Source organism: Asticcacaulis sp. (genome assembly GCF_051954415.1).
GTDB lineage: Bacteria > Pseudomonadota > Alphaproteobacteria > Caulobacterales > Caulobacteraceae > Asticcacaulis.
The window spans coordinates 21,892-47,849 of the sequence record NZ_JBQCHT010000045.1 but is presented as its reverse complement, the minus strand read 5'-3'; the positions used below and the strand labels follow the sequence as shown (position 1 = coordinate 47,849).

Sequence of the window (25,958 nt, the reverse complement as noted above, 5' to 3'; positions counted from 1 at the left end):
GGCGTAGACTGTCAGGACCAGGTGACGACCAGACGATCATCGGCGCGGACGTCATAGTCACGGAAATCGTCGCCACGCATTCGTGCGGAGACGGTTTTGCCCGTGTCCTTGTCCACGACGTGGATGCGTGGCAGCTCTGTGCGGCCATTCTGAAGCAGACGCAGACGACCCCGCAGTGGCGCGGGCCCAAGCACGCGTATTTCAGCGCTGTTCGGATCAATCGGTGTGATATCAATCGGGTAATCAGCAAAAACTGTGAACGGCGCTTCACCGCACGAATGGAAGGCCCGCGACGCGAAGATGAAAGCGCCGCCGCAGCCATAGATCTCCTGGCCGACCTGACCCGCAGGCTGGCCATCGCCATACAGGTCTTCCAAGGGGAACGACAAGGCGCGATCGATATGACCGTTACGTATATTTTCCTTGGCGATCACTTCGTCCGGTAAGGCGTCGGGGTAGAAATACCAGGTAAAGTCCAGCGCGTAGCGGCGATACTCACTGAGCAGGAGCTTCACTGCCGGCAGGATTTCCTCGCCGCCAATACGCAGATATTCATCGAACGCCGCGAAGGCTTCAAAACATTCGTACGCAGCGAGATAGGGCGCATCGTGCAGGCACGTAACCCCGAAGAAGTTTGTGTATTTACCGGCAAAGCCAATCTCGGAATTCCACAGTTCGCAGTTGTGCAGGAAGCTCGCCACAAAGGCCAGGCTCTGATCCATATAGTCCGACGACTTGTCCATCACCCAGAGTTTCAGGCAGGCCACCGCTCCCCAGGCGGTCAGGTTCGTCTGGTACGCCAGTTCGAAACGTTCGTTCTTCAGGGTGTGGAGCGCGGCCCGGGCCTCATCCAGATAGGTTTCGTCCCCAGTCAGCTCCCACGCCTGCAGCATGACATAGGCATAGATGCCCCCCACATCCGTCTGGCCGAGACCATCCGGCTTACGGGCCTCTGTGATGACCGAGAAATCCGTGATGTTATATTGAATGGGCCATTTATACTTGAAATGCCGGGCCGCCTTGACGGCAAAGCCTAGAGAATCTCTAAAGAGTTTTTCAGCTTTCTTGTCGCCGGCCTTGGCAAGTCGCGCCAGGTTCATCAGCGGATGGTAGAGATACCAGGAATCCACCGCATCGGCGTTCTTGTCATCGCCGACGTTCGGCAGATAGCGTCGGATCGATTCTAGCTTTGCATCGTAAAAGCGACCGATACCCTGGGCCAAATCGTCGCTTAGGGTTCCCTGCTTGCCCCAGGCCAGTTCATACTCGCGCAGAGTTGAAAGTACCGTCATTTGCACCATGCTGTCAGGATATTCCGCAGCGACGTACGGATGCAGATATTTGTATCCGTAATGCTGGATGCTGGCGTCGGGCGACGTCTCAAGGTCTATGATCGTCCGCCTGGCGCGATCGCGCCAGTCATGAAACTCTGCCTCGGGTCGATCCAGATACGGGTACACGGTGGCAAGCATTTCGATGAATTTGCGGGCGTTGTCGATTTCCGAATCCGCACAGCCGGTGCTGAAGGTCAGGATCGCATCTGAAACGACCACCTCTTCGCCTGTCTTGAGCGGATGGACCGGCGGATCCTTGGCCAACGGGCCCGTCGGCGGCTGGTAGCCAAGCTCGGGCCACTCTCCGCCGACGACGCCGTCCGGCTTTGTCCGCGTTTCGTTATAGTAGGCGTTGAGGGACGTGAGGTTCTGCGCATAGAGCACATTACCGAACAAAGGCTGTTCTAGGCAGAAATAGCAGATGCCGGCATTTACGCCCCGCTGAGCCGCCTCGACGCGACCACGCGCGAGTAGCGGATTGTCGTCATTGTCCAGGACGAACACATCGCGGGGCCAAAAATTGAGCAACAGATCTACCTCGGGGACCAGGGTCACCTTGAGTTTTAGTACCCGGTCTTCATGAAAGCTCAGGTCTATGGTCCACGTTCCGACACTGGCCTTGTTCTCCCACAGCGCCCTCACATTGGTCTTTTCGATCAGCTTCAGCTCGTACGGTCCAGGCCATGGGTTGGTACGCAGTGCAATCGCACCCTGGCCGGGGCGGCGCACGACAATCCAAAGCGTGTCACGCCCGGGTTGGGCTTCGACCGTCAGGTTACCTAGCCTGAAGCTCTCGAGAACCGGCAAGCTCTGGCTGAAATCTTTTTTGACCGCCATCGTCTCGGAGGTGAAACCTGGATGGTCGGGCCGGGCATTGAGAGCGGAAGTCAAGCATCTTCTCCTGGTATTGCAAATCAAATGGGGAAGCAGGACAGGTCGATATCGGCGGCGGCGGCGCGGGGACTGGTCGTCCGTAGGGCGCAGGAAGCTCGACCTGCCTACGTTCAAATAAAAAGGCCGCCACATGTCTGTGGCGGCGCGATCATCTGATTGGCCGATTATTCGGCTGGAAGCGGTGCCGGTTCGGAGACAGCCATTTCCTTCTTTGCCTGTTTCTTGAGGGCATCCATATCCTTGGCCAATTGGACGGCCTCGTCATGGCTCAGATACTTTTTGGCCTTTTCGAAAATGTCGCCTTCTTCCTCTTCGACGTGGTGGGCGACCGAGTGTTTGAATTCGCCGAAGGTCTCGATCCACAGCTCGTCGGTGAGCGGCGTTTCGGTCAGCTTACCGAGGTACTCGCGGATTTCGTCATGCTCTTCGTTGGCATGCTCGACCTTTTCTTCGACTGCCTTGCTTCGGGTCGCATCATCGATGGCCTTGTAGAAGGTCTTTTCTTCGGTATCGGCATGAAGCGAAAGCTCCAGTTTGATCGTCTCGAACAGCGCCTGACGCTCGCCGAGATCCTTGGTGGCGATGACCTGTTCCATCAGCTCCGCAACCTTGTCGTGGTCTTTTTTCAGATACTTGTAGATGTCCATTGGAAAGCCTCATGTGTGTGGAAGACAGATGAGGTTCACCTTGACGAAGCCTGCATAAGGTTGACATGCCACTATGAGGGCCAGGCATAATGACTCGATAAGTCCCTGTTTGTTATTGCGTTTTATTCGCAATTATACCGAAACCCGATCCACGGATAGCCTCATTACGTTCGGGCGGACAACACCCACTGAAATCTTATGTGCACCACTTTATGCCGGTTAAACGGGTGAACTTCACGATCACCAGCCGCAACAAGGTTTTGTATGCCCCTCATTTTAATTGTCCGTTTTTTCACATCCTGCCTGTCCCTTTTCATCCTTGTGGCCGCCGCTTATCTTGCCTGGACGTGGTTTGATGGCGAGTGGGTCCGGACGGTCAGCGGCCTTGTCCATGTCCGGGATGACTGGCGGTTATGGACCGCTATAGGCTTGTTCACCTGGTCGGCGCTGGGCGGGTTCATTCTCAAAGCACTGCTTGCCCGATCGGATACGGACCCGCTCAATAGTGCGCGCGGCGATGGAACAATTATTACCGGCGCCAACGGCGCCTCCCTCTATGTCGAGCGTCACGGCAATCCCGGCGCGCCGTGTCTGGTCCTTACCCATGGCTGGGGCATGGACAGCACGATCTGGGGCTATAGTAAACGCGACCTGTCGAAGGACTTTCAGGTCATTGTCTGGGACCTGCCCGGTACAGGTAAATCGCGTCCGGGTCCCAACGGTGTGCACCTGTCAGAATTTGCGAGCAATCTGGCCGCCATCATCGCTTGGTCTGGACAGGACAAGGCCGTGCTGGTTGGCCACAGTATCGGCGGTATGACAACCCAAACCTTCGCGCGCGACTTTCCCGCGCTTTTTGACAAACATGTGGCCGGCGTGGTCCTGCTCAACACGACCTATAGAAATCCGCTGCACGCCATGATCCTCGAACCACTGGCTGTCGCGCTCCGGTTCGCCTTGATCGAACCCATGATGCGCCTAACCAGATGGCTGACTCCGTTAGCGTGGCTAAGCGCCTGGCAGAGCTATCTGAGCGGCTCGGCACACTTGGCAAACCGTATCGCCTTCGGCAAGTCGGTCACGCGCAGCCAGCTCGGGCACACGACCCTTCTGAGCACGCGCAACTCGCCAGGCCACCAGGCTCAGGGCAATCTCTCCATGTTTCGTTGGGATGCGAGCCGCGCCCTTGGACAGCATGAGGCACCTGTCCTTATCCTTGCCGGCAAGATCGACATTCTTACCCGCGCTGAGAAAAGTTACGAGCTTGCAGCTCAGACGCCCAGCGCCGTTGTTCATGAAATCGCGGGAGCCAATCATATGGGCTTTCTCGAGCAGCACGAGATCTATAATGAGGAGATCGCACGTTTCGCACGCTCCGTGTTTCTGGCTTGATTCATCGGCACGGGCGAAATCAAAGGGCGGATCAGGCGCTCAACCGGCGCCGCAGGTCGGCCAGCGCCGAACATGATGATACGAGGCTGCCAAGCGTCTGCTTAGCCAGGAAAACGCGCGCTCTTAACGCCCGTTCTTTGCCAGGTCGCGGGATTGTTGCTGCTCATCGTGTCCAGAAGGTCCCTTGACCTGATCCTGGCTGTTTGGGTACCGCGCCTGTGCGCCGTGGTGCCCCGACCGAGCCTTTCCGTCCGCCATATCGGCATTGGCTTCGTGATTTTCGTCGTAACGCGCAGCACGGATGGGAGACGCGCCATATTGCGCATCGCCGTCAAGGGTGGGATCGCCGCCTTCATGCGCGCGACTGCCCGGCAAGTTTTCCGGGCCTTCAACCCCGTAACCACCCACCTCGTTATTCCCAGCATCGGCAGCATCGGATTGCCATTCTTGTCCGTCCGCACCACCTGTCTTGGGGACAGCGGTCACGCGGTCAGCTTCGCTTATCGACTGGTTCAGGGCCTGTCCCTGAGGGGTAATCGACGGAACACGATCGCCGCCCTGGAAGGCAGCGGCTTCAGGTGAATGCTCAACGGTACGAGGATCGGTCATATGTTTTCTCCTAGGATCGGTGTGAGAGAACGAGAGCCGCACCAATTATCGCCAGACCGATGGTCACCGGCACGACAGGTAAAGGCGCACCGTGAAGTGACCGTTCAAGGCGGTAACCTGAAGACACAATACGCTTGGAAGCTCGTCGCGCCTGCGCTTCCAGTTCGGCACTGGCAAGCATTTTTCGGCGATCCACATCGCGCAGCGCGCGGTCGATTTCGGAACGGACGAATTGCGCCAGACGATCCTCTGTCTTCAAGGCTTCTTCGGCTTCAGAATTGGTATCGGATTGCGGCAGCGGTTTTACAGACAAAGGCATATGGCTTCCCCTTTCAAAACCAGACTAGGATCAGACCGGATCGAAATGCAGCGCGCTTCAGGCGCTGAAAATGTAATGAATGTATTTGGCCTGCCCGCGACAGCCTCAGGGGCGTGGGCGCGGCATGATCAGTTTGAGCTTATCGTCCGTGTTGACGAGCCCCTCCCGCTCGACCAGCGCCAGTAACCCGCGCCGATGCAGCGCCGCTTTGACAAACGATCCGGCGAGTTCCGGATGACCATATTCCTGCGCGATGACCTTTCCCGGATATTTGCAGGGAACGTTTTCCTCCGTGATGAACAGCGTCGCGCCGGACGGGAACAGTATACGCGTCGAGGGCGGCAAGGCGCTGAGATCGGCGATATTTTTGGTCGCCAGGTTGGCACCGAGCCACGATGGGTAGACGCGGGCGACGCCCATTTCAGCTGCCACAACCGCACACTCTTCCAGCGACACGATCGAAATCTGTCGCGTGTTGGCGATGGGCGTGCCTCTGGGGTGCCAGGGTGTGCGGGAACACGACGGACGGGTCGGCCCGAAATGCCGGTCCCCGACGAAACCGCCGAACTGTAGCATGACCTCGCCCGTCACTTCCGTGACGAAGCCGTCGCCGCGCGCAATCAGAATTTCAGCTACCTTTGGCATGGTCCGGCCTGTCAGGCATCGGCGGGCTGCGCTTCGACAGCATAATGGATGGGCTTAAAGGCGTAGTTGTTGGACTGCAGCGCCGAGCATGCGGTAAGGGCCATTATCAGGTCCATCTGCGCTTCGAAGAGAATATGGTCGCCCGCCTTGCTTTTGGGCGGGTCGACCTTCAGTTCACCGGTCTCGCCATTAACCTGGACATTCATGAAGATGTTGAAGGCGACGGGAATCTGGTCGGGCTTAATCCCGTAAGGCTCGAGCGCATGCGACAGATTGCCGAAGCAGCCGTGGTGCGGGTGCTCGTCGCCATAGATAATCTTGAACGTGTCCTCCGAGCAGGGTGTCAGAAGGAAATCGTGGCGACCAACGGTGTCTTCGACGATCTTGAGCATGATGTTTGAGCGATTGGAGTAGAGCGGATCCCCGACAGTAAGAAAAAGCTTTGAAGCATAGTCGAGGGTCCGACCGGACGAGATGACTTCATCCGTATCATTGGCATTGAAGGCCAGCATGTCCGAGACCTGTTCACCCTGCGGATCGATGACCCGCAGCCGCTGGCCCTTCTTGAGCAGAAAGGCGGTTCCGGATCTTGGCGAAATTTCAATGACCATCATGGTGCTCCCTAATTTGTTCAGGACAGTAGGAAAGCGATGGGGAAAAGGGAGATACCGAAATGCGCGGAGAATATAATAAACACGCAAAGATGTTGCGACAGACGCCGGTTTCGTAAAAATCTTGTTCCTGAAACGACTTACGTGACGTTTGTGTCACCCGGACGCTAACCGGGCGGTGAACTTATCCGCATCCCGATAGACTGCACACCCCATCAGGAAGGTGTGACGTGTTTATACAAATTGATGCTCAAGAAGAGCGCGAAGCTGACGCTAACCTCGTCGCAAAATTCGAAGCCAGGATCAGGAACAAGGCGTTTCCGTGTGTCGGTGCCAAGTCCGCGTTGGCGCGCCAGCGAATGCAAATATTGACGGTCGGTGATATTCGGTGTCCCCGCGATGACCAGACTATCTATCAGAGCCTGCGCGATTTTGCCAATGCCTATAGGGCGGCGCCCGGTCCATTCCAAAGCTTTGTCGTCCTGTTCGACACGGCAGAGTCGTTGACCGAAGAGCAGTTCGAATCTGCCATGTGGCGCCGCATTCAGTCCTTTGAGCGCCTGGACGCACAGGCTGGGCACACATATGACCCACGGGTCAGTGCCGACGTCGATGATCCGAACTTCTCACTGAGTTTTGCCGGCGAGGCGTTTTTTGTCGTCGGCCTGCATCCCGCGGCCAGCCGACCGGCCCGCCAATTCGACATGCCTGTTATGGTGTTCAACGCGCATGACCAGTTCGAGACATTGCGTAAGGAAGGCCGCTACGAGACCCTGCGCCAAAGCATAATCGAACGCGACATCGCCTTGGCCGGCATCGAGAACCCCATGCTGGCGCGTTTCGGCGAGACGTCCGAGGCCAGCCAATACAGCGGCCGTCATGTCGGGTCCGATTGGAAATGTCCGTTCCAACGGGTCCACGCATGAGCGTAGCCTTGGACAGCTTGGCCGCCCTGCCCTTCGTTGTTCTGCTTGCCCTGGGCTGGTGCCGCGCCATTCAGGTCCTTTCGGGCGAGAAGCGCGGTGCCTGGACACTGTGATCGAAGGCTTTTCTTGCGACTTCAGACAGGGCCTTTTTTTAGAAGGCGCGCGTTACTGTTCCGCACGCAAGTGCCGACTTACCTTTTATTGATTTCTGGATTCGGCAACCGCCCCCGCTTTTTACGCCGGCACTGGTAGGGTGGCATTCGTTTTTAAACCTGAAACGCGCTCGCTCCAATTCAACCGGTGCCCCATGCCCGACACTCAAACCGCTCTGCAGTCCAGTGCATCGTCATCATATGCTGTTGACAGGTTGGTCCTGACGCCGGACGATATAGATCTATCCAGGTCTCCCTTATCGGGTCATCTCGATGCGGAAACCTATGTGCTCGGCGCCTTCAACCCCGGTATGACCCGCCTTCCGAACGGCAATTTGGTTATCTTCGTGCGCATAGCCGAGGCCTTGCGCAGCCCCATAGTCAATAATTTTGTTCATGCCATACGGTGGGATGAGACGGGAAAATACGTACTGGACGCATGGCCGCTGGAGCATGCCAATACCGCCGACCCCCGCAAATTCCTGTTGCAGGGCGGAGGCTGGAAGATCATGGCCCTGACCTCCTTATCATGGATCTTGCCCGTCGAACTGACACCGGACGGCCTGGAACGCGTTGCCATTCACTATGACAAGGCGATCGCGCCCCAGAATAGCCTGCAGGTTTACGGTGTCGAAGACCCGCGCGTTTCCAAGGTTGGCGATCGCTGGTTGATGACGACCTGCTCCGTATCTCCAGAGCGCCATTCAACCACTCTCTACACGTCAAACAACGGTCTCGATTTCGAGTTCGCGGACATCGTCCTCGACCACCAGAACAAGGACATGCTGATCTTCGAGGGACAGATCGACGGCGAATACTGGGCGCAGACCCGCCCGCTCGGCGACCTTTATTTTGCCTACCCGCCTGGTAGCGAATGGCGCGCCGGTCCGTCGATAAACCTCTCTACTTCAAAGGACGCCTTGTATTGGAAACCGTGCCTGAGGCCGGGCATCCGTCCGCATTCCGGTACCGTTGCGACGGCCCGAATGGGCGGCGGTACGCCGCCTATTCTAACCGACGAAGGCTGGTTGAGCCTTTGGCATGGCGTAGAGCCAAAGGAAATCGTGGGGATCTACAGAACCTACTGGTCTATCATGGATCGTAACGACCCAAGCAAGATCCTGCGTTCCGGCTCCGCACCGTTGATTGAGGCTAGTCCGGAACTCACGCGTCCGCTGGAGCATCAGATGTATGTCCGGGATGTCGTTTTCAGTACCGGAATCGCGGATGCCGGCGACCATTATATCGTGGCGTCCGGGGAAGCGGACCTGGCGTGCCGCATGACCCACATTCCGAAATCGGCATTCTGAAATCGGCGTCCATTATAATCAGATGGAGCACGACCTGCGTCGGTACATTAGGTCAAGGCCGGCGCAGGACAGCCGCGAGGCGGTCACCGAAGGTTAAACACGCGTTAGCGTACTGCCCTGAGCCAAAGTCCATGAAGCTCTGTATTCCTTAATCCTTCGGACCGCCCTGCACATTCGAAGCGCCGCCAGGCTTCGCCATATCGGCGTGTTGCGAAATCTTGACCGCGTCGGGGATCAGATGTGTCGTCATCATCTTGTTCTTCATTGAGCCCGCGACGACGTGGTCCTTTTCAGACATCAAGGCGTCGAAGCCATCCTTGGCGACTTCAGCCGGGTCATCCTTTTCAGAAACCGCGACCTTTGTATTATCCATATCGGCGCGGTGGAAGAAGTTGGTATCTGTCGGCCCAGGCTGCAACGACGTCACCTGGATGCCCTTCTCCTTGAGCTCGTGACGCAGCGCCAGGGCGAAAGACTGGATGAACGCCTTGGATGCCGCGTACACCGCTTCATAGGGCCCAGGTGCCCCTGCCGCAACCGAGGACGTGAACAGGATTTTACCGCCTTCGCCCTTCTCGATCATATATTGCACGAGGTGCTTGGCGACGTGCACGGTCGACAGGATATTGAGCTTGATCAGATCCAATTCCTTGCACAGGTCTGTCTCGAAGAACTTTCCGCCCACACCGACACCGGCGTTCAGCGCGGCCACCGCGATCGGACGACCGGTCGCGCGTAAATCATCGCACAGAGCGTCGACTTCGGATTCCTGCGTCAGGTCATGGCGCACCGCCTTCACATCGATGTTGAAATCCTTCAGCTGGTCGGCGGCGCGCTCGATCCCCTCACTACCGGAGACGATGAACAAGTCGTAGCCATTCTTAGCGAATTGTATGGCGAGTTCGTACCCGATACCGGAGGAGGCCCCGGTTACGAGTGCCAGGGGGCGCCCCGTCGGGCTGCCGTCATATCGCATCTGCGTCGTATTGTTAGTGTCCATGAGATGTCCTCGAAAGCGCGCACGGTCGCGCAGTGATGTTCGCCGGATCGGCGAACTCTAGCCTCTGGCAGACAAGGATCGGATTCCTGTGGGTGTCGAAAGCTGTAAGGCGTGAGCAAAGGATGCAAACGCCTTACAGCCTTTTAATTTCCCGACTCGTCAACCGCGCGAAGTCCTTACACCCACCCTGCTACCGTGCACTCTGTATCATCCGGCTAATTTTAAAGGACGACTTCAACCTGGGCACCGTCCGTCATTGGCTTAAGCCGCACAGGCGGCTCATTGAGTTCGTTGACAGAATGGCCTTCCCTATCGGTAAGACTGTCGAACAATGGCAAGGTGCTGTCCCGTAATGCCTTGATGGCGAACAGGGCATCCGGCCGCGAGAGCCTGAATGCCGGCAAAAAGACATCGGCCTTGGCTAGCCGCCGAAGCGTGGCGACCGTGGTCCGGCTGCGCTTCCACAGATCAGGTATCGACTTAAACGGCACATCGGCGCGCGCGCCCAGTAAATCACCGACATCCTTGCTGCGTATACCGTTGACCATCCGCAATCCCAGCCGCACCGCCATTAGCCGGCCCGGCCTTGTCGGCGGCTCAAGCGTGCAATCCCACCGGCTGTTGTTGACGCAGACCGGCCGGACTTCGACGCCATGCTCGATGGCGTTCCGGACAATCTGGGCCGGGGCATAGAAGCCCATTGGCTGCGAGTTCAAAAGGCTGGCGCAGAAGACATCCGGATGGTGGCATTTCATCCAGGAGGAGGCATAGGCGATCAGGGCGAAGGACGCCGCGTGGCTCTCAGGAAAACCATAACTGCCGAAGCCCTCAAGTTGCTTGAACAGCTGCTCGGCATAGTCTTGCGGGTAGCCATTCTCGATCATCCCTTCGATGATGGCATCCCGAAACCGCGTGACGCCGCCGGTCATCTTGAATGTCGACTGCGCACGGCGCATCTGGTCGGCCATGCCGGGCGAGAAGCCGGCGCATTCGATGCACACCCGCATCGCCTGCTCCTGAAATAACGGCACCCCCAGCGTCTTGCCCAGAATGTTTTCCAATTCCGGCTTTGGATAGGTCACCGGCTCCTTCCCTTCCCGGCGTCGCAGATAAGGATGGACCATGTCACCCTGGATCGGTCCGGGTCTGACGATCGCCACTTCGATTACCAGGTCATAAAATGTCCGCGGCTTGGTCCGTGGCAACATGGCCATCTGCGCCCGGCTTTCGATCTGGAAGGTACCGAGCGTATCCGCCCGCCGGATCATGGCGTAGGTCCTGGGGTCTTCGGCCGGGATTGTCGAAATATCAACATTGATATTCTTGTGCTCGGCCAACATGTCGAAGGACCGCTTCATGCAGGACATCATGCCCAGTGCCAGGCAATCGACCTTCATGAACTTCACCGCATCGATATCATCCTTATCCCACTCAATGACCTGCCTGTCTTTCATCCTCGCCGGCTCGATCGGCACCAACTCATCGAGCCTGTCGTGCGTCAGGACGAAGCCGCCCGGATGCTGGCTCAATTGCCGCGGCATGTTGAGCAGCTCCAGATGAATCTCGAAGGCCAGGCGCAAGCGTCGGTCACTGGTATTCAGGTTCAATTCTTCCGCCAATTCCGGCGGGCACCCGGCCGAGTGCCAGTAGCGAATGTTCTTGGCCAAGGTCTTGATGGTGTCTTCAGGGAAACCCAACACTTTTAACGCGTCGCGCATGGCCATGCGGGTACGAAAGCGCGAGACGACCGAAGTCAGGGCCGAATGGCTTCGGCCATAGGTGTTGAACACCCACTGCATGACTTCCTCGCGACGCTGATGCTCGAAATCGACATCGATGTCAGGCGGCTCCCGCCGTTCCTCGCTGATGAACCTCTCAAACAATAGGTCGTTGCGCTCGGGATCGATCGAAGTGATGCCGAGGACAAAACAGACGCAGGAATTGGCAGCCGAGCCACGGCCTTGGCATAGGATGTCTCTCGAGCGGGCATATTGCACGATCGCGTTGACGGTGAGAAAGTACGGCTCATAGCCAAGCTTTTCAATGAGTTGTAGCTCGTGCCTCAGGAGGTTTATGACCTTCTTCGGCACCCCTTCGGGATAGCGCCACTTGGCGCCGGCCCAGGCCAGATGCTTGAGGGTCGCAATTGCTGTCTTACCCGGAACCTGTTTTTCTTCTGGGTACTGGTACTCCAGTTCGGACAGGCTAAAGCGGCACTGGTCGGCAATCCTAAGAGTCCGATTCAAGGCGTCGGTGTAATCCGCGAAAAGCCTTCGCATTTCTTCCGGTGTCTTCAAGTAACGATCGGCGTACTTATGGCGAAGATCACCCATCGTATCGATGGTGCACCTGTTGCGGATGCAGGTGACGACGTCATGCAACCGGTCCTTGGTATGGACGTGGTAGAGCACGTCATTGGTAACGACCGTCGGGACACGCAACTGCGTGGCCAGGTTCGATAGGCCATGCAGGCGGAGATGATCATCCTGCCGGCGGCGCAAGGCCAGGGACATGTAGGCGCGATCACTGAAGATGCGCTTGAAGCGGCGCAAGATTGCCGCGCAGGCGTCGTCCGCGACGTCAGGCACAAGTATGCCGATCAGGCCTTCATTGAAATCCTCGACATCCTGCCAGTCGAGTTCGCACTTCCCCTTCCCTCCCCGTGACTTGCCAACGGACAGCATGCGCGACAGTCGGCCGTAAGCCGCGCGATCGGTTGGATAGACGAGAATTTCCGTGGCGTCGGACAGGACCAGACGACAGCCGATGATCAGGCGCACGCCGGTCGCTTCCGCCGCCACATGAGCGCGCACCACACCGGCCAGGCTATTCTGGTCCGTGATGGCCAGGGCCTCCATACCCAGTTCCTTGGCGCGCACGAACAACTCGTCCGGCGCGCTGCACCCGCGCAGGAAGGAGAAATAGGAAGCGCACTGAAGTTCGACATAACCGGTCATCTGAACAGACCGTGCAAATACCAGTTCAGGGAGCCGGTCCCGTCATGCTGGCCATCGCCGGCACGGAAGACCCAGAAACGCTCACCACTATCTACTTCCAGGATAAAGTAGTCCCGGACCTTGCCGCCTTCGGCGTCCGTCTGCCACCATTCCCCCTTCACGCGCTCAGGTCCGTTAGCCGCGACGACATGATAGCGGTCCTTGCGCCAGGTGAAGGCCTTGGGCGGATGGTCGGGCATGACGGCCAGAGCCTGGATAAGCTCTGGCCGGATCAAGCGTTCTGGCCGCTTGTAGCCCGCATTACGTCGGGAACCGGTCTCCATAGACGTGGGCGGGAGACGCTTGACGGCACGCTCAGGGATATCGGTAGCTACAGAAACAGCGCGATAGAGACGACCGGGACCATAGCGATTGTCGATGGTGTCGTAGAGTTCTTCAATATCAGGTCTGGGGGCTTCACTGAACGAAGCCACCTGTTGGCGTGGCACCAGGGGTTCGGCGCAAGCGGCCACCAAAGTCATCTTCTCGATGCCGAAGCCTGGATCGACCGTCTCGATCTTGTCGCACAGCAAACGCGCCAGACGCTTTTTGTCACGAACCGGCTTGGCCATGGCGATGAAGGTCGTTTCGATGCGGTTATCGACACGGACGTAATGAAGGTCCAGCCGCTTCGCGCCCAGGCCGGCGTCTTCCAGGCGATCGCACATCTGGTCCACCAGACGCCGGGTATATTTCTCAAGGGTTTCCGGGGCACCGATTGGTTCGGCAAAGATACGCTGGACGCGAATGAGCTCCGGTGCATCCACCGGCTCGATGGGTTCTGGCAATCGACCGCAAGCCTGGTCGACCCGCCGCCACAGCGACTGTCCAAAACGATGCGCCAAAGGTGCCCGTGGCTTGGCGGCCAGTTCACCTATTGTGTCGATGCCAAGCAGAACAAGGTCTTCGATCGTATCGCGCGGCAAGCGCAGAGCGGCGATCGGCAACTTCAGAATCGCGTTCGGCGTTTCATGTCTTGGGACTATAATCGAAGACTGACCGCCAAAACGAACGAGCGCATGCGCCGCTCCCCAGCTGTCAGCCAAGGCGGCATAAGCCGTAATACCAAGATCGGCCAAGCGAGATATGGCGTCGGTGATTAGGCTTTGCTCTCCCCCGTACAGGTGAGCAGCGCCGTCGACATCCAGTACCAGACCGTTCGGTGGATCCGTCGACACCGACGGGGTATATCGCTTCAAGCACCATATCGCCAATTTCTCCAATGCAATGGCGTCAGCTTCGGGCTCGGCATCCAGGATCGTCAGGCCCGATATCAGTGCTTCAGCCTTGGCCACAGGCATTCCGACATAAAGACCAAGACGGCGCGCATTATCATCGAGCGCCGTGATGACGCGGCGCCGGCCATCGGACCCTTTTAAGATAAGTGGCGCGTCACTGGGCGGCGCGGAATTGCCATACGCCCGACGTAGCCGATCGGTCGGCCATGTTGGCAGGTACAGCGACAAAACCCTTGTCATCGCACGCCTCAATTTCAAAATCTGCACTTTGTCCGGTACGGGTTCGCATCAACTCCAGCATCCAGCGCGGTCGCCCTATCCCGCGCACCGGCAGGGGCACTGAATTGACTTCGGTGACACGCCACCGGGTAAAGGCGGCGGTATCGCGACCGAAATCCCTGGCATCGACATGACGACGCCACCGCCTGACTAATAGCGCCAATGTCTGTGTGCTCTCAGCGGCGTATTGCAAACGGAGCGACTGAACATGGGAAATGTTGGCGACTTCGCCCACGACAGCTGCCACACTGCCATGTTTCAGGGCATCTTCGACGCAACTCAACAAGGCCTTTTCGTTGCCGGCCTCGAAAAAGACGACCCGGTCTTCCGATAAGCCGGATGCTGCCAATGCCGGCGTGAATAGATCGGGCTGGGTATAGCACCAAAGAACCGGACCATTGGCGCGGGCGGCGATGCCGGCCGCGAAGGAAATCGCGGCGGCGCCATGAATAGCACCATTGGAACCGCCGGCGATCTCGTGGAGCGCTCCGCGGGCGAGCCCGCCGCCTATCAGCTTATTGTCTATCTCCGGTACACCAAAAGGCAGGACCGACCGCGACCGCGCAAGCACACCTTCCATGCCTTCGATCTGCTCGCGCAGTGCCGACAATTTGGTGCCTTGGACAGAAGACATGGGGGCGCAACTCCTTTCCGTGCATCCGGAAAGTATGGAAAACGGGACAAAAGATGAAATAAGTTCTCTTTTTGTTCTTGAAAGAAATAAGAGTCAAGATGGGTCTGATGGCGACACGAGCCGATTCGTCACCGTAATTTGGCTATAGCCGCGTGGATTTCGCAATTTTGCCAGAGGGTTAGATTGTGAATCCGCAGCCCCAAATTTTTTTTGCCATGTACCTGTATGCTGAGCACTCAGGGCAGGCGGAGGGGGATTAGTGGCGAGCGCTGGATAAAGGTTGCGCAAGCCGGATGGTCACGGACGAATGTCCTTCCGTGCCTGCGACTGCCGCATCGACAAAGGCGTCGAAGGCGTCCGGTAAATCTATTTTCCGATTGGACATACCAGCCAAGATAGCACGGATATAATAACCAATGACGGCCATGGAATAGTGGGTGCGACCGTTAATTTGGGCGGAGATAAGCTCGAACAAATCCAAAGCGGCCTCCTCAGGGGTCAGCTTGCCACGCGAAAAGCCGCACAAGGTGGCGCCCACTGCTCGCTCGATAAGAACTGGATGCGTCTGCATGTTACTTAGCCTGTTGATGAGGGCATGACTGATGCCGTCAACCTAATAAGGAATCAATGTGTCGTAAGCGCGCTTCATGGTTATCAAGCAGTTGCCAGCGGTAGCGGCAACAGGCCTGCCAATCTTTTTGGGGCTTGTTTAGGGCTGACCCTTCCAGTGAAATCGCCCGTAAGTGTTGAATGTCCGGTGAAACTGTCCATATGTACCTCTAATAGATACATATTAGATCGACGTTGAAATCGCCATTATCGGTTGTAGGAAATGTGCGTGAAGAAAATTGGCTTTCTGTCGTTCGGTCACTGGTCGAATTCGCCTGGCTCCTCGACCCGATCCGCAGAAGACGTGTTACTCCAGTCCATCGACCTGGCCGCGTAAGATTTTGCAGGACCAAACGCAACCGCCGCCCGGACGTATTGGAACGCAACCGTGACCTGGCCGGTGATCTGGTCATGACAACCTCAGCACCGTGGGGAAGGACTTCTCAGAGGCGCCACGCACGCCGGCTGAGATCACGGCCTTTGCGGACGCAATGGCGGACATGTTTTGCGCCTACATCAAAACGCTTTGATCCGTTCCGGCGAGCTTCTTCACAGCGTGAAGCCCGTATTGCCCGTTGATTTTGGTTCGTGTTCACTGGGCTGAACGTCAACGCCACAAGGACCGGCCATGGGTAAATTTCCGCTGATGATCGTCCCGATTGCGCTCTACAATCTGATCGCCTTCGGTCTGTTGTTCACGCACGGCCAGACTCTCGCCGCGCCGTGGCTTCACCTGCCAATGCCGGTCGGCCAGGGCCAATGGATTGTCAGCGTCAGCGACCTGGTTATCCTCGTGGGACTTTGCTGTCTGTTCCTGGAAGTGCTCAAATCGACGAACACGAGCGATAGTTCAATACTTAATCACGTCCTGGGTATGCTGGTCCTGATTCTAGCGATCGTTGAATTCCTGCTTCTCCCCGCCTTTGCCACATCGGCGTTTTTCCTTTTGGTCGTGATGTGCGGCTTGGACGTGCTTGCCGGTTTCATCGTCACCACGGTCGGCGCCAGAAAAGACATCGGTATGTAGCTGTCGGTGGGCGTGCTCTCCGCGTCGTCCTGGCGCATTGACTACGTGTGGTCATTGCCCATCTGTAGACCGGGGCGCCAATGAGGACATCATGCAACACCGCCAGTTCCATCCCGCACTGTGGCAAAAGGTCGAACAGCAAGCCACGCTCGTGCCGGAAATCTATGGCGGCATAGACTTTAGCCGCCCGCCAGAGCGGTTCACCACGGTACCGTCCGGCGATGGGCTCGAGGGCTTTGAAGGCATGATCCCTGAGATCATGGCCGATAAAAGCCTGGTCGAGATGATGGCCGCCTATACCCTCACCGGCGATCCGGTTGCCGATGCTTATGCCGCGCGGATACCCGAGCATGGTTTTCGTCAGATCGTCGACTGGCTTGAGACGGCCTGCGACAAGGGCATTGAAGCTGTGCCGGAAGCACCGGTCGAACTGGCCGCCTTCCTTGCCGCCATGGAAGCCCGACCGAAGTGGCTGGATATGAAGCTCGTCCGCGAAGGGGCGCGGATAGAGCGGAACCATTACGCGCATCTTGTCCCCTTCGCGATACGCGGCGCATTCCTCGCCACCTTCATGAACAAGTATTCCGCCTTGCCGATGGCCCTGACCGGACAGTTGTCCGATCAGCTCGCTGCCAAACGCGTGCATGAGACTGCGACCTTCTTCACCCTGACTGTCATGCCGGGCGCGCTCGATCGCAAGGGCGCCGCTTTCAAGGCCGCGGCGATGGTCCGGCTGATGCATTCCATGGTCCGGTTCAACGTCATGAAGCGCCAAGGGCTTTGGGAAACCGGTGTTTATGGTGTACCCATTCCCCAGGTCGATCAGATGCCGGCGGGACAGATCGGCTCCTTCCTGATTGCCTTCCGCGCGCTAAAGGAAGGCCGGGAGCAGTTCACCGATGAGGAACGCGCGCGGATCGAGATTGGTCGTTATCGCTGTTTTCTTCTAGGCCTGCCGGAACCTCTGCTCGGCGACACGCCCAAGTCCGTGGCGCGCCTGATGCTGGCACGCCAGGCCACCCTGCGCGGTGCGTTCGACGAAGCCACCTGTGGCGCCCTGGTTCGGGGCACGATGAATACCGAGTTGTCCTTCGACAACTCCCTCACTGGCAAGATCGACCGCGAGCTGGAACGCAGCTTCTCCAAAGCCTTCTTCATCAAGCACTTCCTTCAGGGCGATACCCGTCGAGCCAATCAGATGGGCGTGACCTATACCCTGAAGGATCGCAAGCTGGCGCTGATCGCGGCAACACGCATTTTCTCGCAACTTCGCCTTTTCGGACTCCTTGGCGATATTCCCGTCATCCGGGAAATCGCCGATCGGATACTGGTCGGAAAGCTCGATGGCTTGTTGAAGCGCTATGGTCATGCCAGGTTCGAGACAGATGCCAATACCTACCGACCGACCATCTGACCGCCATCGAAGACTATCACCGCGTAGGAGTGAATATGGATGAGCCTCAAACGATCGCTATCCAAGCCGGAATAAAGGCGTTGCTAGGCAAGGCCTTGGCGACTATCGCGGCGGCCGGCTGTCACGATGTTTCGATCCATCTGTCGCGGCCGATTTACATGCAGCTCTTTATGAAGAGCCCTGTGGAGACGCCACGGGCGTTTGGTGCGCCGGTGTATGCGCTTCCGGACGATCGACCGTCATATGTCACCGGCCTGACCGACGATGGCGAACCGCTCACCTTGATGAAGCCTGATCGCAACACCAATCCCAGATGGTCAAGGATCCGTATCGCGGTCTTATGCGCCTGGCTGTAAATTGGCGACATGCGCGTGTTCATCGATTTCGAAGCCTCATCACTCGGGAAGAAAAGTTTCCCAATCGAAGTCGCTTGGGTCTTCGAAGACGGGACTTCAAAATCCATGCTTATCCAGCCTATTGTGGAATGGAGGGACTGGTCGCCGGAAGCTGAAGCCCTCCATGGCATTTCCCGCGATCTCCTGGAACGCGAAGGCGTTCCTGCGGCCACGGTTGCCCATCAAATGATGAGCGACCTTATCGGACATGACCTGTTTGCCAGCGCGCCTTCCTGGGACGGCAAATGGCTGAGCACACTGTTACGTGGCGGCGGACTGCCGCGACATGCGCTCCGGCTTTCCCGAACGGATGAGATGTTTTTGCGAGCAGCCCGGGACATTCTGGGAGACACCGTGTCCGATGACAGCATTGCCGACTTGATCGCCGGCGTCATCGCCACAACGGAACCCGTTTCAGCTACGCACCGCGCGCTCCCGGATGCCGGCCTGGAACTGCAACGATTTCACCTTGTCCGCGAAGAAGCCACAAAGCGGGCTGCCCTTGCGTCCGCCTGACATTTTATCCCCCCTGGTTAGCATCGAACCCTGATGGCCTCGTTGGTAAAACTAAGCTTCAGTATCGCGTGAGGCTGCCAATGAAGTGCTTGTCCATCCCCTTTGTCGCTATCGCCGCCCTGACCACCTGCCCGATCACCGCGATGGCCGCCAGCGCCCCTGTGCAAACGGCGGAACTCATCGCTGACAAGACTATCCAGACACAGGATCGGGACGGGGATGCTCTTATCAGCCTGAAGGAAAGCGCTGGCGCCGCGCTGACCCTGTTCGGGGCCATGGACGCTGACGGGAGTGGATCGATCAGCCAGCCCGAGATGCTCCAGGCCGCTATGAATGACGCTTCTGCCCTGCGTGTGTCGACGACGGCGGACCAGACGACGGCGATGGTGGCGTCACGGTTCGCCGCAATGGACATTGATGGAGATGGAGCGATCAGCCTGCCAGAAATGATGGCCGTCAACCAGACAATCTTCGACATGGCCGATACTAATGCCGACGGATATGTTTCCGCCAGCGAACTCTCTTCCCTGGCACTGGACCGGGCGCGAACGGCGGACAGCCGATAGACTCGTCAGTCCATCACCGTAAACAAAAGGCCGCCCGTCTGGGCGGCCTTTCCATTGTCTTGCAATGCACGCGGACAGCTAGTTGGGCTGGCCCCCTGCGATGAAGGCCGTGCTCACTAAATTCGCCGCATGCGGCATTTGACAATGAGACATCAGACCACCTCCTTTCGCTCGTTGAACCTAGCTTAAATGTAGGAGGGTTCGGCACAACGTCAAGCGGCTCCAAGTCACATCTTGCGTGACCATTGCTGCACCGCTGGTCGCCTGGCATCTGGAAAACGGGCATCGAAAACTTGCAGCATCGCTTTTAAACTCTGGCGAAAGTCTGGAGGTGAATATGCCTAAGATTCTTGAAGAATGGACCGTCATGCCACACGGCCGGCTCACCCGCGTTGACGACGGGATATGGACGGTCACTGGTGAATTGCACATGCCGCTTACACCGCTGGAGCGACGAATGACTGTCGTGCGCCTGAAAAGTGGTGGCATGGTCATCTACAGCGCCATCGCTCTCGACGAGCCTCAGATGGAGGAACTGGAAGAATCCGGACGTCCCGCCTATCTCGTCATCCCGGGCGACCGCCACCGTATCGATGCCAGAATATGGAAAAAGCGTTATCCGGATCTAAAGGTCATCGCACCGGCCGGCGCCGAGAAAGCGGCCGAAGAAGCCACGGAGATCAACGCGACAGAGGTGGATTTTGGCGACGAGGATGTTCGGTTTGTGACCGTTAAAGGCATGTCGGGTCATGAAGCCGCATTGATTGTCCGCCGCTCTGGCGGGACGACCCTGATCGTCAATGACGTTATTGGAAATATGCCGCAGGACTCCGGCTTCGTGTTGCGCCTCACCGGCTTCGCCGGCCATGAGCCGCATATTCCTGTGCCTGTCAAAATGGGTCTGAAGGACAAGGACGACCTTCGGTCCCAATTGCTTGCCTGGGCCACCGAACCAGATCTTAGACGCATTATCATGTCGCACGGCGATCCGATTGAAAGCGATGTATCCGCACAGCTTCGCGCCCTGGCGGACACGCTGAATTAAATCTGGGCACTATCATTACCAGCTAACAAGCGATCAAATATTTGGCGATGCAAAAAAATGAGGGGGAAGCAACTGCTTCCCCCTCATTCCTTTCGTCATCCCTTTGGCATGTCCCTTATGCCGCGAGCGCTTCGTTCTGATTGGTTAGCGGTTGCCAAACGCGCGTAAAGGCATTGAAGGCCCGCGTGTAGGTGTCTCGCATCAGCGCAAGCTGATCCTGAGCCCGTTCGGCGGCGAACGACTGGAACTCAATCAGGTCCTGGGGCGAGCGTAGACGCAAAGCCTTCTGCGACAGTTCGTTGTAGTCGGCCAGCTGACGCGAGTATACTTCGCCCCACGCCTGACTGACGTCGCTGAAAGCGGCCGTCGCCTGCTTCCCGGCTTCAGCATAAGCGTTGAGCGTCTGGGTGCCGCGTTCGGTGAACGCCTGAATCTTCGCTTTCATCTGCTCACCCGCTTCCGCGCCAGTGTGAACGAATTCTGCGGACTTTCGTTCGGCTGTGTTGAGCAAGTCTTTGGAGTTGTCGAAGGCCGCGTTGCCTGCGTCGGCAGCGGCGTTAAGCGCCGTAGACGAGACATTCGCAGCTGCATTGATACCGTCCTTGACGGCGGCCATCCCAGCGCCGGCGGCATCACGAGACGCTTCGGATGACTTGTTCAGAACGTTTTCAGCGACGTTCGAGACGGGTTTAATAGGATCAGACATTGGATACACCCTTTTTAACGCCCGATTGGCGCATGCCTTTCATATCGCACCTGCGATAATGAAAACGCAGCTCGACGACACCGACAAAATAAGGAGCTTATAAAGATAGACTATCCTATTGAAATAAATCAGAAATGCCCAGCATGAATTCTTCGTGACATTTTTTGCGCCGCAAGATCGCATCTTGTCGTCAATCACCGGCAAACCTGATGCCATCGCAGCAAGGTAAATTACGCGCCGAGGCGAAATTGGCACCGATGGCGGCTGCTGCCGCATTGAAATTTGATTGCCCGGGATGACAGGGTTAAATCAAAGGAGAGATTCATGACCGATACCCACGACATCGAGCATAAATTCTGGAAAGCGCTGCGCGCTGACCGCACGGCCATGCTGTGGCTTGAGGGAACACCCGGTTCCAAACCCATGACTGTACTGGTGGACGGAAAGGAAGACACCGGTCCGTTCTGGATCTTTACATCGACAGACACCGAGGCGGCAGTTGTCGTGCATACCGGCCATCCCGCCAACCTGGCGTTTTCGTCCAAGGGCCACGACATCTTTGCCAGTATCGAAGGGACCGTGACGATCGACAATGACCGGGCGGTGATTGACCGCCTGTGGAATCCATTCGTCGCAGCATGGTACGAAGGCAAGGACGATCCGAAGCTGTGCCTGTTCCGTTTCGATCCGTCCGATGCCAAGGCCTGGATCGATGCGTCCAGCCTGCTGGCCGGTGTGAAGCTCCTTCTGGGGGCCGACCCGAAAAAGGATTTCCAGGACAAGGTTTCGGAAATCCAGTTCTGATTTCAGGTTCATCGCCAATATGTGATACATGACCTCAGCCGTCATTTTCGGCCTGCTGGCCGCGCTTCTTTATGGCCTGGCCGACATTACAGGCCGGTCTACTAACCGCATCAATGGCGTCCCCACTACGCTGTTCTGGAGCCAGCTCCTGCTGGTTGTGGCCGCCTCCATCGCACTCCTGTTTTTTAAGCTGCCCAAGGCAAGCCTCACCGAATGGGCCTTGCTCGTCATTGCCGGTATAGTCCTCACAGGCGCCACGGCGTTTCTGTATACCGGCCTCGCCAGGGGGCGACTATCGGTCGTTGCGCCGCTGATGGCCAGCTATGGCGCGGTCAGTTCTTTCCTCGCGCTTCTAACTGGCGAACACCTGTCCGCGGGTATCGTCACCGGTCTGGTCATGACCGTTGCCGGGGCCATACTTTGCGCGATCCGCAGCGACGACAAGACATCAAAATCGTCGGGGTGGATATATGGCGTCGGCGCGTCTCTGTGTTACGGTGTCAGCTACTGGCTCCAGGGCCAGTATGTCCTGCCCGCATTCGGCCCTGTGCCAACCCTGTGGGCCTGCTATGTCGTGGCGGTTATTGCCATCGGCGCCTACAGCCTGATTTGGAAACGACCGATAAACGAGGTCAAGGGGCTGAAAGGCGCCGGACTAATCGGCCTCTCAGCCAGTCTCGGTGGCGGTGGCCTGGCCGCCCTGAACCTGGCACAGGCGGACGGCGATATCGCTATAGCAACCGCCCTGAGTTCGGCTTCAACCCTGGTAACCGTTGTATTTGCCGTCATCGTCCTGAAAGAAAAACCAGGCGTGTGGGGCTGGGGAGGAATCATTGCTGTCATCGCCGGCATTGTCCTGCTGAATTTGTCTTCGCAATAGCGAGTGCGGCTTTATGGCCAGACGCCCTCTGTCGCGGCATTTTCCGACAGCAATTTTACGGCGCGGGACCTAGCCTGGCTTCGTGCTGTTCAGGAACTATGCGATGACACTGAAACTGGGAACGCTGGTAGATATTATCCGGAAAACCGTGAAGGACTGGCAAGATGACGACGCGCCGCGGTATGGCGCCGCCCTGGCCTTCTATAGCGTGCTGTCGCTCGGCCCGTTACTGCTGGTCGTCATTTCCCTGGCGGGGCTTGTGCTTGGCCAAGAGGCCGCCTCCGGTCTGGTACTCCGGGAAATGCGCGGCATGGTCGGCGACACGGGCGCGCTGGCGATCCAAGACGTAATCCGCAATACGCAGAACGATGAGAAGAGCCTGATCGCGACGCTTGTCGGCACCTCCGCCCTGCTTCTGTCCGTCTCCGGCTTCTTCGCCCAGTTGCAGGGCGCGCTCAATCATATTTTCAATGTGCCCAAGGCAAAAACGAGTCTGATCTCGTTCGTAATGAAGCGCGTCCTGTCGTTCAGCATGATCATCTGTATTTGCCTTCTGCTGTTACTCTCCCTGGCCGTCTCGTCCGTGCTGTCGGCCGTCACCGAGCCATGGCAGGGCACCGCGCCGGTGATGATCGTCACCTCGGTGAACTTCGTCCTGTCAGTGCTGGTGGCGACGGTCCTGTTCGCCCTGACGTTCAAGATCCTTCCGGATGTGAAATTCGCCTGGCGCAATGTCTGGATGGGCGCCTTCATCACCGGCATCCTGTTCACGGTCGGGAAATCCCTGATCGGAATCTATCTGGGCCACAGCAGCCTCGGTTCTACCTATGGGGCGGCAGGGTCGCTGATCGTCCTTCTGGTGTGGATCTACTATTCCACCCAGATCATCTTCTTTGGCGCTGAGTTTACCCAAGTCTACGGCCGTCACAATGGGGAGACATTTGAAACATCCCCATCGCGCTCGCTGCAGTTTCATCAGGCAGACGCTCCCCTTCCGCACCGACACAGCCTGGCGGAGACCTTGACTGGGCTTGGTATTTTTAGCGTGCTGGCCCTATTGCATATGCGCCAGCAGAGGCGCTCGAAGCCTGGCATGAACCCATAACGGCGACTCAATGCCTGGCGGGCGGCATGAGTTCGAGCAGACGGTTGATGTCGATGGGTTTCACCAGGTGATGATTGAAGCCGTGTTCCGCTGTCTTTTGGCACATGGCACGATCACCCCATCCCGTTTGTGCGATGACAAGTGTGTCATTATGCGCAGGATTGGCACGAAGGCATTTGCACGCTTCCAGGCCGCCCATTATGGGCATGCCCAGGTCGAGCAGAACGACATCCGGATCGAAACGGCCGGCTTCTTGGACCGCTGACTTGCCATCGTAACAGGTCCTGACTTCGTAGCCGAACATTTCCATTGCCCAGGTGAGGGAAAGGGCGGACGGTTCATTGTCGTCGACGACCAATACTCGGGTCGGACCGTCATGGACTCTCTGTTTGGCAATGTGATTGGTATTCGGCATCTTTACCCCGGCGTAGCATTTTGCCCGCGTATGCCCGTCTCCACCCTCCCAGCCATTCGAGTTTGCCGAAATAGGGTTAATGACAGGCTAATTGTTTGGAACGGCTAAGTGGCGGACGATCTGTCCAGGGTCGCACGGCTATCTGCAGATGCCGCGCGCTTACCTTTTAGCCCTCGCACGAAAGAGGCCACGGCCATGCCGGCGACGACGACAGTCGCAACGGTCGTCAAACGCGGCGCCATCCGCCGCAAAAGGGGATGCCTCAGCGCAGCTGTAGCTAAGACAAGATGAGGTGAAGGCAAGGTACGCGACATCATATGCGCAAATGGCAAAAGGTTAAGGATGGTGCTCGCGCGCTTTGATAAGGACTTTGGCATTAGGTACTCCCCGGACACTTAAATCAATATAGCTGACTCACCGTAAGTTTCCGGGTCTTGCTCCAGGCGAGAGATATCAATAACCGATAGTGACATTGCCGTAAGACACCAAAACAAGCGGCAGCCATGCCGTCAAGTGACACAGAACCACCTAAATGTCTTCTTCAACTGGCTGGCTGACTTTCTTGACCTTGGCCCAATTGAACCCAAGCTGGCCAACGCGCTCTTGCAGGCGCGCCCAGATTTCAAGAGCAGGATGCGGATCGCGCGCCATCACCCATAGTAACTTGCCCTTGGGTTCACTGACAATTGACCACGAATAGTCGTCCGCGCGATCCATTATCCAATAATCACCCAGGAAGAAGGGACCGAAAAACGACACCTTCCATTTCGAATTGCCCGTTCCCGGCACAATTTTCGCCCGGCTGGGAATGGTTCGCTCCGGACCATCGGCCACGTCCTTATGCAGCGTAGCCACTATATCGATTTCGCCGGCGTCGGTGACGGTATAATGGTCTGTCACCCCTTCGTATTCGGCTTCGAAAGGGTTGTCATATCTGCCTACCTCGTACCACAGCCCGGCATATTTGTGCAGGTCGACCGGCTTCGCGGGCTCGGGCACGTTAGGTCGTCTGGTCGTCCGCGGCCGTGACGCTAGGATGGCGGCACCGGCAATGGCGCCACCCCCGATAATCAATAAACCTGCCAGAGTGGATTTGGATATTTTCATCTGCCTGGGTTTCTAAAACGCTGGAAATTAGTGCGCCGGATGATGGGCTTTGCGAGCGGCCTTGGCGTGTCCGGCGGCATCTCCATGCCAGCCGGACCCTTTCGACTTTGACGTAGCGGTCGTATGCTTCATATGACCTTCCTTCTCTTGCTGCGCCGTCTTTCCCTCCCCCTCCTTGGCCTTGGTTCGACGATAGTTATGTTCGTTGGTCTTCTTGTCCTCACGATTGGACGAGCCTGACTCGCTAAGGCCGATGGCGATCGCCTGCTTGCGGCTCTTGACCTTGTCGCCGCTGCTGCTTTCGAGTTCGCCTTCTTTGAACTCGTGCATGACGCGTTCCATGGTGTCTTTTTGGCCGGCGGTTTGCTTTGGCATCTGACTGC

The 25,958-nt window shown here is 57.5% G+C and carries 28 protein-coding genes; 13 read left to right on the top strand and 15 right to left on the bottom strand.

Annotation, left to right across the window (positions count from 1 at the left end; translation table 11 throughout):
- Window positions 1-11 precede the first annotated feature (11 nt).
- Entirely contained in the window at window positions 12-2,225 is a 2,214-nt protein-coding gene (locus ACTHND_RS17160) for a hypothetical protein (RefSeq protein WP_440179189.1), read from the bottom strand.
- A 167-nt stretch (window positions 2,226-2,392) separates the two neighbouring features.
- The gene (locus ACTHND_RS17155) at window positions 2,393-2,875 is read right to left on the bottom strand and encodes a hemerythrin domain-containing protein (RefSeq protein ID WP_440179188.1); all 483 of its coding nucleotides are present in this window, start codon (window positions 2,873-2,875) and stop codon (window positions 2,393-2,395) included.
- Window positions 2,876-3,139: 264 nt separating this feature from the next.
- Here ACTHND_RS17155 and ACTHND_RS17150 point away from each other — a divergent pair, with 264 nt between their 5' ends.
- Complete coding sequence (locus ACTHND_RS17150; RefSeq protein ID WP_440179187.1) at window positions 3,140-4,267, top strand: alpha/beta fold hydrolase; 1,128 nt, start codon at window positions 3,140-3,142, stop codon at window positions 4,265-4,267.
- Between the two features lie 123 nt (window positions 4,268-4,390).
- On the opposite strand, the gene ACTHND_RS17145 is transcribed toward ACTHND_RS17150, so the two are convergent.
- The 4 genes from ACTHND_RS17145 to ACTHND_RS17130 all read right to left on the bottom strand — a co-directional run bounded on the left by ACTHND_RS17145 (window position 4,391) and on the right by ACTHND_RS17130 (window position 6,454).
- On the bottom strand, window positions 4,391-4,876 hold the full coding sequence (locus tag ACTHND_RS17145) for a hypothetical protein (RefSeq protein ID WP_440179186.1): 486 nt from the start codon (window positions 4,874-4,876) through the stop codon (window positions 4,391-4,393).
- A 10-nt stretch (window positions 4,877-4,886) separates the two neighbouring features.
- Entirely contained in the window at window positions 4,887-5,195 is a 309-nt protein-coding gene (locus ACTHND_RS17140; RefSeq protein ID WP_440179185.1) for a hypothetical protein, read from the bottom strand.
- A gap of 105 nt (window positions 5,196-5,300) precedes the next feature.
- Complete coding sequence (locus ACTHND_RS17135) at window positions 5,301-5,840, bottom strand: MOSC domain-containing protein (RefSeq protein WP_440179184.1); 540 nt, start codon at window positions 5,838-5,840, stop codon at window positions 5,301-5,303.
- A gap of 11 nt (window positions 5,841-5,851) precedes the next feature.
- The gene (locus tag ACTHND_RS17130; protein WP_440179183.1) at window positions 5,852-6,454 is read right to left on the bottom strand and encodes a DUF1989 domain-containing protein; all 603 of its coding nucleotides are present in this window, start codon (window positions 6,452-6,454) and stop codon (window positions 5,852-5,854) included.
- 227 nt (window positions 6,455-6,681) lie between these two features.
- On the opposite strand from ACTHND_RS17130, the gene gntA reads away from it, so the two are divergent.
- Complete coding sequence (gene gntA / locus ACTHND_RS17125) at window positions 6,682-7,377, top strand: guanitoxin biosynthesis heme-dependent pre-guanitoxin N-hydroxylase GntA (RefSeq protein ID WP_440179182.1); 696 nt, start codon at window positions 6,682-6,684, stop codon at window positions 7,375-7,377.
- 439 nt (window positions 7,378-7,816) lie between these two features.
- A complete protein-coding gene (locus tag ACTHND_RS17120) occupies window positions 7,817-8,839 on the top strand; it encodes a glycosidase (RefSeq protein ID WP_440179181.1) in 1,023 nt (340 codons plus the stop codon).
- Window positions 8,840-8,987: 148 nt separating this feature from the next.
- Here the strand turns inward: ACTHND_RS17120 and ACTHND_RS17115 are convergent, their stop codons facing one another.
- The 5 genes from ACTHND_RS17115 to ACTHND_RS17095 form a co-directional block, all read right to left on the bottom strand.
- Window positions 8,988-9,839: an SDR family NAD(P)-dependent oxidoreductase gene (locus ACTHND_RS17115; RefSeq protein WP_440179180.1), complete on the bottom strand. Its 852-nt coding sequence runs from the start codon at window positions 9,837-9,839 to the stop codon at window positions 8,988-8,990.
- Between the two features lie 221 nt (window positions 9,840-10,060).
- Window positions 10,061-12,796, bottom strand: a complete 2,736-nt coding sequence (locus ACTHND_RS17110) for an error-prone DNA polymerase (RefSeq protein WP_440179179.1) — start codon at window positions 12,794-12,796, stop codon at window positions 10,061-10,063.
- The gene (locus ACTHND_RS17105) at window positions 12,793-14,136 is read right to left on the bottom strand and encodes a Y-family DNA polymerase (RefSeq protein ID WP_440179316.1); all 1,344 of its coding nucleotides are present in this window, start codon (window positions 14,134-14,136) and stop codon (window positions 12,793-12,795) included. The genes ACTHND_RS17110 and ACTHND_RS17105 overlap by 4 nt, the downstream gene beginning before the upstream one ends.
- A gap of 91 nt (window positions 14,137-14,227) precedes the next feature.
- Window positions 14,228-14,986 (bottom strand): ImuA family protein, encoded by a 759-nt coding sequence (locus ACTHND_RS17100; protein WP_440179178.1) that lies wholly within the window; start codon window positions 14,984-14,986, stop codon window positions 14,228-14,230.
- A gap of 256 nt (window positions 14,987-15,242) precedes the next feature.
- Window positions 15,243-15,557 (bottom strand): hypothetical protein, encoded by a 315-nt coding sequence (locus tag ACTHND_RS17095; RefSeq protein ID WP_440179177.1) that lies wholly within the window; start codon window positions 15,555-15,557, stop codon window positions 15,243-15,245.
- Window positions 15,558-16,023: 466 nt separating this feature from the next.
- Here ACTHND_RS17095 and ACTHND_RS17090 point away from each other — a divergent pair, with 466 nt between their 5' ends.
- The 7 genes from ACTHND_RS17090 (at window position 16,024) to ACTHND_RS17060 (ending at window position 20,558) form a co-directional block, all read left to right on the top strand.
- Window positions 16,024-16,125, top strand: a complete 102-nt coding sequence (locus ACTHND_RS17090) for a hypothetical protein (protein ID WP_440179176.1) — start codon at window positions 16,024-16,026, stop codon at window positions 16,123-16,125.
- 98 nt (window positions 16,126-16,223) lie between these two features.
- Window positions 16,224-16,622, top strand: coding sequence for a hypothetical protein (locus tag ACTHND_RS17085; RefSeq protein ID WP_440179175.1), 399 nt, complete (start codon window positions 16,224-16,226; stop codon window positions 16,620-16,622).
- Between the two features lie 91 nt (window positions 16,623-16,713).
- A complete protein-coding gene (locus ACTHND_RS17080) occupies window positions 16,714-18,036 on the top strand; it encodes an oxygenase MpaB family protein (RefSeq protein ID WP_440179174.1) in 1,323 nt (440 codons plus the stop codon).
- A gap of 35 nt (window positions 18,037-18,071) precedes the next feature.
- The gene (locus ACTHND_RS17075) at window positions 18,072-18,392 is read left to right on the top strand and encodes a hypothetical protein (RefSeq protein WP_440179173.1); all 321 of its coding nucleotides are present in this window, start codon (window positions 18,072-18,074) and stop codon (window positions 18,390-18,392) included.
- 9 nt (window positions 18,393-18,401) lie between these two features.
- Complete coding sequence (locus tag ACTHND_RS17070) at window positions 18,402-18,947, top strand: hypothetical protein (protein WP_440179172.1); 546 nt, start codon at window positions 18,402-18,404, stop codon at window positions 18,945-18,947.
- Window positions 18,948-19,027: 80 nt separating this feature from the next.
- Window positions 19,028-19,513, top strand: coding sequence for an EF-hand domain-containing protein (locus tag ACTHND_RS17065; RefSeq protein ID WP_440179171.1), 486 nt, complete (start codon window positions 19,028-19,030; stop codon window positions 19,511-19,513).
- Window positions 19,514-19,751: 238 nt separating this feature from the next.
- Complete coding sequence (locus ACTHND_RS17060; protein WP_440179170.1) at window positions 19,752-20,558, top strand: hypothetical protein; 807 nt, start codon at window positions 19,752-19,754, stop codon at window positions 20,556-20,558.
- Window positions 20,559-20,673: 115 nt separating this feature from the next.
- Here the strand turns inward: ACTHND_RS17060 and ACTHND_RS17055 are convergent, their stop codons facing one another.
- Complete coding sequence (locus ACTHND_RS17055; RefSeq protein ID WP_440179169.1) at window positions 20,674-21,264, bottom strand: phasin family protein; 591 nt, start codon at window positions 21,262-21,264, stop codon at window positions 20,674-20,676.
- A gap of 324 nt (window positions 21,265-21,588) precedes the next feature.
- Between ACTHND_RS17055 and ACTHND_RS17050 the strand changes: the two genes are divergently transcribed.
- The 3 genes from ACTHND_RS17050 (at window position 21,589) to ACTHND_RS17040 (ending at window position 24,053) form a co-directional block, all read left to right on the top strand.
- Entirely contained in the window at window positions 21,589-22,068 is a 480-nt protein-coding gene (locus tag ACTHND_RS17050) for a pyridoxamine 5'-phosphate oxidase family protein (protein WP_440179168.1), read from the top strand.
- 28 nt (window positions 22,069-22,096) lie between these two features.
- Window positions 22,097-22,948 (top strand): EamA family transporter, encoded by an 852-nt coding sequence (locus ACTHND_RS17045; RefSeq protein ID WP_440179167.1) that lies wholly within the window; start codon window positions 22,097-22,099, stop codon window positions 22,946-22,948.
- A 103-nt stretch (window positions 22,949-23,051) separates the two neighbouring features.
- Window positions 23,052-24,053 (top strand): YihY/virulence factor BrkB family protein, encoded by a 1,002-nt coding sequence (locus ACTHND_RS17040; protein WP_440179166.1) that lies wholly within the window; start codon window positions 23,052-23,054, stop codon window positions 24,051-24,053.
- Between the two features lie 7 nt (window positions 24,054-24,060).
- On the opposite strand, the gene ACTHND_RS17035 is transcribed toward ACTHND_RS17040, so the two are convergent.
- The 3 genes from ACTHND_RS17035 to ACTHND_RS17025 all read right to left on the bottom strand — a co-directional run bounded on the left by ACTHND_RS17035 (window position 24,061) and on the right by ACTHND_RS17025 (window position 25,950).
- Window positions 24,061-24,468: a response regulator gene (locus ACTHND_RS17035; protein ID WP_440179165.1), complete on the bottom strand. Its 408-nt coding sequence runs from the start codon at window positions 24,466-24,468 to the stop codon at window positions 24,061-24,063.
- 528 nt (window positions 24,469-24,996) lie between these two features.
- A complete protein-coding gene (locus ACTHND_RS17030; protein WP_440179164.1) occupies window positions 24,997-25,575 on the bottom strand; it encodes a lipocalin family protein in 579 nt (192 codons plus the stop codon).
- A gap of 27 nt (window positions 25,576-25,602) precedes the next feature.
- Entirely contained in the window at window positions 25,603-25,950 is a 348-nt protein-coding gene (locus ACTHND_RS17025) for a DUF6496 domain-containing protein (RefSeq protein ID WP_440179163.1), read from the bottom strand.
- Window positions 25,951-25,958 lie beyond the last annotated feature (8 nt).

What these genes read in the sequence shown, in the direction of transcription:
- ACTHND_RS17135 (WP_440179184.1), bottom strand. Translation starts at nt 5,840, where the DNA reads ATGCCAAAGGTAGCTGAAATTCTGATTGCGCGCGGCGACGGCTTCGTC.
- ACTHND_RS17070 (WP_440179172.1), top strand. Translation starts at nt 18,402, where the DNA reads ATGCGCGTGTTCATCGATTTCGAAGCCTCATCACTCGGGAAGAAAAGT.
- ACTHND_RS17140 (WP_440179185.1), bottom strand. Translation starts at nt 5,195, where the DNA reads ATGCCTTTGTCTGTAAAACCGCTGCCGCAATCCGATACCAATTCTGAA.
- ACTHND_RS17150 (WP_440179187.1), top strand. Translation starts at nt 3,140, where the DNA reads ATGCCCCTCATTTTAATTGTCCGTTTTTTCACATCCTGCCTGTCCCTT.
- ACTHND_RS17050 (WP_440179168.1), top strand. Translation starts at nt 21,589, where the DNA reads ATGACCGATACCCACGACATCGAGCATAAATTCTGGAAAGCGCTGCGC.
- ACTHND_RS17145 (WP_440179186.1), bottom strand. Translation starts at nt 4,876, where the DNA reads ATGACCGATCCTCGTACCGTTGAGCATTCACCTGAAGCCGCTGCCTTC.
- ACTHND_RS17055 (WP_440179169.1), bottom strand. Translation starts at nt 21,264, where the DNA reads ATGTCTGATCCTATTAAACCCGTCTCGAACGTCGCTGAAAACGTTCTG.
- ACTHND_RS17110 (WP_440179179.1), bottom strand. Translation starts at nt 12,796, where the DNA reads ATGACCGGTTATGTCGAACTTCAGTGCGCTTCCTATTTCTCCTTCCTG.
- ACTHND_RS17155 (WP_440179188.1), bottom strand. Translation starts at nt 2,875, where the DNA reads ATGGACATCTACAAGTATCTGAAAAAAGACCACGACAAGGTTGCGGAG.
- ACTHND_RS17085 (WP_440179175.1), top strand. Translation starts at nt 16,224, where the DNA reads ATGGGTAAATTTCCGCTGATGATCGTCCCGATTGCGCTCTACAATCTG.
- ACTHND_RS17045 (WP_440179167.1), top strand. Translation starts at nt 22,097, where the DNA reads ATGACCTCAGCCGTCATTTTCGGCCTGCTGGCCGCGCTTCTTTATGGC.
- ACTHND_RS17105 (WP_440179316.1), bottom strand. Translation starts at nt 14,136, where the DNA reads ATGCCTGTGGCCAAGGCTGAAGCACTGATATCGGGCCTGACGATCCTG.
- ACTHND_RS17030 (WP_440179164.1), bottom strand. Translation starts at nt 25,575, where the DNA reads ATGAAAATATCCAAATCCACTCTGGCAGGTTTATTGATTATCGGGGGT.
- ACTHND_RS17075 (WP_440179173.1), top strand. Translation starts at nt 18,072, where the DNA reads ATGGATGAGCCTCAAACGATCGCTATCCAAGCCGGAATAAAGGCGTTG.
- ACTHND_RS17095 (WP_440179177.1), bottom strand. Translation starts at nt 15,557, where the DNA reads ATGCAGACGCATCCAGTTCTTATCGAGCGAGCAGTGGGCGCCACCTTG.
- ACTHND_RS17040 (WP_440179166.1), top strand. Translation starts at nt 23,052, where the DNA reads ATGACACTGAAACTGGGAACGCTGGTAGATATTATCCGGAAAACCGTG.
- ACTHND_RS17035 (WP_440179165.1), bottom strand. Translation starts at nt 24,468, where the DNA reads ATGCCGAATACCAATCACATTGCCAAACAGAGAGTCCATGACGGTCCG.
- ACTHND_RS17080 (WP_440179174.1), top strand. Translation starts at nt 16,714, where the DNA reads ATGCAACACCGCCAGTTCCATCCCGCACTGTGGCAAAAGGTCGAACAG.
- ACTHND_RS17130 (WP_440179183.1), bottom strand. Translation starts at nt 6,454, where the DNA reads ATGATGGTCATTGAAATTTCGCCAAGATCCGGAACCGCCTTTCTGCTC.
- ACTHND_RS17115 (WP_440179180.1), bottom strand. Translation starts at nt 9,839, where the DNA reads ATGGACACTAACAATACGACGCAGATGCGATATGACGGCAGCCCGACG.
- ACTHND_RS17025 (WP_440179163.1), bottom strand. Translation starts at nt 25,950, where the DNA reads ATGCCAAAGCAAACCGCCGGCCAAAAAGACACCATGGAACGCGTCATG.
- ACTHND_RS17100 (WP_440179178.1), bottom strand. Translation starts at nt 14,986, where the DNA reads ATGTCTTCTGTCCAAGGCACCAAATTGTCGGCACTGCGCGAGCAGATC.
- ACTHND_RS17065 (WP_440179171.1), top strand. Translation starts at nt 19,028, where the DNA reads ATGAAGTGCTTGTCCATCCCCTTTGTCGCTATCGCCGCCCTGACCACC.